At 56.7% G+C, this 3,779-nt stretch carries 4 protein-coding genes; all 4 read left to right on the top strand.

Going from position 1 to position 3,779, the window contains the following annotated elements:
• The first annotated feature begins 18 nt into the window (after positions 1 to 18).
• Genes D5066_RS22705 through D5066_RS22690 form a run of 4 tightly spaced genes read left to right on the top strand, consistent with a single transcriptional unit; the run spans position 19 to position 3,459 of the window.
• Positions 19 to 570: a host cell division inhibitor Icd-like protein gene (locus D5066_RS22705; protein WP_058663596.1), complete on the top strand. Its 552-nt coding sequence runs from the start codon at positions 19 to 21 to the stop codon at positions 568 to 570.
• A complete protein-coding gene (locus tag D5066_RS22700) occupies positions 567 to 794 on the top strand; it encodes a hypothetical protein (RefSeq protein ID WP_119917272.1) in 228 nt (75 codons plus the stop codon). Before D5066_RS22705 ends, D5066_RS22700 begins: the two co-directional genes overlap by 4 nt.
• Positions 791 to 1,111: a DUF5375 domain-containing protein gene (locus tag D5066_RS22695; RefSeq protein ID WP_058663595.1), complete on the top strand. Its 321-nt coding sequence runs from the start codon at positions 791 to 793 to the stop codon at positions 1,109 to 1,111. The genes D5066_RS22700 and D5066_RS22695 overlap by 4 nt, the downstream gene beginning before the upstream one ends.
• Positions 1,112 to 1,125: 14 nt before the next feature.
• On the top strand, positions 1,126 to 3,459 hold the full coding sequence (locus D5066_RS22690) for a primase-helicase zinc-binding domain-containing protein (RefSeq protein ID WP_119917271.1): 2,334 nt from the start codon (positions 1,126 to 1,128) through the stop codon (positions 3,457 to 3,459).
• The last annotated feature ends 320 nt before the right edge of the window (positions 3,460 to 3,779 follow it).

Below are 3,779 nucleotides of genomic sequence, written 5' to 3'. Positions count from 1 at the left end.
TAACCGGGGCTATGACGCATGATGATGGCCGCTCAGCAAACAGCCCCTTTTTCTGGCTTGCTTCTTTTCGCCGTTTCCAGGTATAGTTTTCCCGCTGTCGCAAAATCGACAGCCGGGATTTGCAGCCCGTGTAACTTCAAGGCGACACAACACGCGCCGAGCGTGTTTTTTTATGTCGTTGCTCAGGCACACCTATTTTTCGGGCTGTGGTGCTTATTCCATAGCCCCTGTCAGATAATGGTGGTCCGGGCGGGGCAGCCTTCGGGCTGGCCGGTTTCCTTGAAGGCCGGTACTGCAAACCCCGTCCGGGCTACCACCCATGAGATTTGCAGCTCCGGTGGTGGCAATAACCGCTACTTCAAGGAGGTTGCCCTTATGGCTACGACCCTCACCCCGTCACACCCGCAGTTTGTCTTTGTGTTTGCCGCCGTTCGTCGCGCAGACCGTAAACCCCGTATTTGCATGCTCCGCACCGTTGCCGGTGATGAACACGCTGCACGCCTTTCTCTCGTTCGCGATTACGTCCTCTCGTTTGCTGGCCGTCTGCCGGTTGCGGAGGTGAGCGCATGAGACACACCACTATTACCGCCCGTGACCTCGAATGTCTGGAGCATATGCGCAACGTCGGCCAGCTCGTCGGCGACCTGATGCAGGTGCAGGACTGCGCCACCGTTCATCGTGACCCGGCGCAGCACTTACAGCTCACCTCCGTGATTTACCTCATGACCGCCCAGCTCGACGGCGTGGTCGAACGCTGCAATCAGCAGTGGCTGACCGGGGAGGGTAACGTATGAAAAATCCATTACCGCCCGTATTACGCGCCGCGCTGTATCGTCGTGCCGTGGCCTGTGCATGGCTGACCCTGTGCGAACGCCAGCATCGCTACCCACACCTCACCCTTGATGCGCTGGAAAGCGCCATTGCCGCCGAGCTGGAGGGCTTCTACCTGCGCCAGCACGGCGAGGAAAAAGGCCGCCAGATTGCCTGTGCCCTGCTGGAAGATTTAATGGAAGCCGGACCACTCAAAGCCGCCCCGTCGCTGTCCTTTCTCGGGCTGGCCGTGATGGATGAGCTTTGCGCCCGTCATATCACCGCACCGGTACTGCACTGAGGGAGAAAACAACCATGAAAATGAACGTAACAGAAACGGTAAAACAGGCGTGCGGCCACTGGCCGCGCATTCTCCCTGCGCTGGGTGTGAAGGTGATTAAAAACCGCCATCAGTCCTGCCCGGTGTGCGGTGGCTCTGACCGCTTTCGCTTTGACGATAAAGAGGGGCGCGGCACGTGGTTCTGTAATCAGTGTGGCGCAGGTGACGGGCTTAAGCTGGTAGAGAAAGTGTTTGGCGTGACCCCGTCAGAAGCTGCCGGGAAGGTGAACGCCGTGACCGGCAATCTGTCGCCGGTTGCCCCGGAAGTGATTACGGCCGCAGAGGCTGAAACTGTGGCCGACCGCAAAGCGGCGGCCGCGCTGGCCGTCAGGCTCATGGAGAAAATCCGACCGGCCACCGGCAACGCCTACCTCACCCGCAAGGGTTTCCCCGCTCAGGAATGTCTGACGCTCACCGTCATGCATAAAACCGGCGGCGTGACGTTCCGCGCCGGTGATGTGGTTGTCCCGCTGTATGACGATACCGGCGCACTGGTTAACCTTCAGCTTATCAATGCTGACGGTCTCAAACGCACCCTGAAAGGCGGTCAGGTCAAAGGGGCATGTCATATCATCGAAGGGAAAAAACAGGCCGGAAAACGCCTGTGGATTGCAGAGGGTTATGCGACCGCACTCACCGTGCATCACCTGACCGGGGAAACCGTCATGGTGGCGCTGTCCTCCGTGAACCTCCTTTCTCTGGCGAGCCTTGCCCGTCAGAAATATCCGGCCTGTCAGATTGTCCTCGCCGCCGACCGTGACCTTAACGGCGACGGCCAGAGTAAAGCCGCTGAGGCCGCAGACGCCTGTGAGGGCGTTGTTGCCCTGCCGCCGGTGTTCGGTGACTGGAATGATGCGTTTATACAGTACGGCGAGGAAGCCACGCGCAAAGCGATTTATGACGCTATCCGGCCACCGGCGCAAAGTCCGTTTGATACCATGAGCGAAGCGGAATTTACCGCCATGAGCGCCAGCGACAAGGCCTTGCGGGTGCATGAGCATTACGGCGAAGCGCTGGCGGTGGATGCAAACGGCCAGCTCCTGTCCCGCTATGAAAACGGCATCTGGAAAAATATCCCTGCCGCCACTTTTTCACGGAATGTGGCTGATTTATTCCAGCGCCTGCGCGCCCCGTTCTCGTCCGGGAAAATTGCCTCGGTGGTGGAGACCCTGAAACTGATTATTCCGCAGCAGGATACACCGGCACGCCGTCTGATTGGCTTTCGCAACGGGGTACTCGATACTCAAAGTGGCCTGTTCAGCCCGCACCACAAATCGCACTGGCTGCGCACGCTGTGCGATGTGGATTTCACCCCGCCGGTGGAGGGGGAAACGCTGGAGACGCACGCGCCGAACTTCTGGCGCTGGCTCGACCGTGCGGCCGGTAAAAATCCACAAAAACGCGACGTGATTCTGGCTGCGCTGTTTATGGTGCTGGCGAACCGCTACGACTGGCAGCTCTTTATCGAAGTCACCGGTCCCGGCGGGAGCGGCAAAAGTATACTGGCCGAAATTGCGACCCTGCTTGCCGGGGAAGATAACGCCACGTCGGCTGATATCGACACACTGGAAGACCCGCGCAAGCGTGCCTCCCTGATTGGCTTCTCGCTTATCCGTCTGCCTGACCAGGAAAAATGGAGTGGTGACGGGGCAGGACTCAAGGCCATCACCGGCGGCGATGCAGTTTCAGTTGACCCGAAATACCAGAACCCTTACTCAACACACATTCCGGCGGTGATTCTGGCCGTGAACAACAACCCGATGCGCTTCACCGACCGCAGCGGCGGTGTGTCACGTCGCCGGGTGATTATTCACTTTCCGGAGCAGATTGCGCCGGAGGAACGCGACCCGCAGCTCAGGGATAAAATTGCCCGCGAGCTGGCCGTCATTGTGCGCCAGCTTATGCAGAAGTTCAGCGACCCGATGACCGCCCGCGCACTGCTCCAGTCGCAGCAGAATTCCGACGAGGCGCTCAGCATTAAGCGCGATGCAGACCCGACGTTTGATTTTTGTGGCTATCTGGAAATGCTCCCGCAGACCAGCGGGATGTTTATGGGGAATGCCAGCATCATCCCGCGTAATTACCGTAAATACCTCTATCATGCGTATCTGGCCTATATGGAGGCTAACGGATACAGGAACGTGCTCAGCCTGAAAATGTTCGGGCTGGGGCTGCCCATGATGCTGAAAGAATTCGGCCTGAATTATGAGAAGCGGCACACAAAGCAGGGGATACAAACCAACCTGTCGCTGAAAGAGGAAAGCTACGGCGACTGGCTGCCGAAGTGCGACGACCCCGCAGCGACATAACCTCACTCAGACCGGCAACAGCCGGTCTTTTCCTTTCTGGTCATTGCCACAAGGTGAACAATCCACTGTTCACCCTTCACCGTATATTCACCCTGTATCACCATGAAATTATTAATAAAAAACCATAGGTGAACAGTGTGAACAGTTAAATGCAAAAAAACTTTTTTCTCGCGTTTGTTCTCTAATTCATCAAGTTCAATTTCTGTTTATTTTTCACCCTAAAAACAGACGTGCGCTCAAATGTGTATAGAAAAATGTATAACAAGGAATTGGGTTATCTTTAAAATTATTTAAATTCATTTGGTTACAACCAGATCAGC

Source organism: Enterobacter chuandaensis, assembly GCF_003594915.1.
In the GTDB taxonomy this organism is placed as follows: domain Bacteria; phylum Pseudomonadota; class Gammaproteobacteria; order Enterobacterales; family Enterobacteriaceae; genus Enterobacter; species Enterobacter chuandaensis.
The sequence above is the reverse complement of the archived record's forward strand: the minus strand, read 5'-3'. Positions and strand labels throughout refer to the sequence as shown.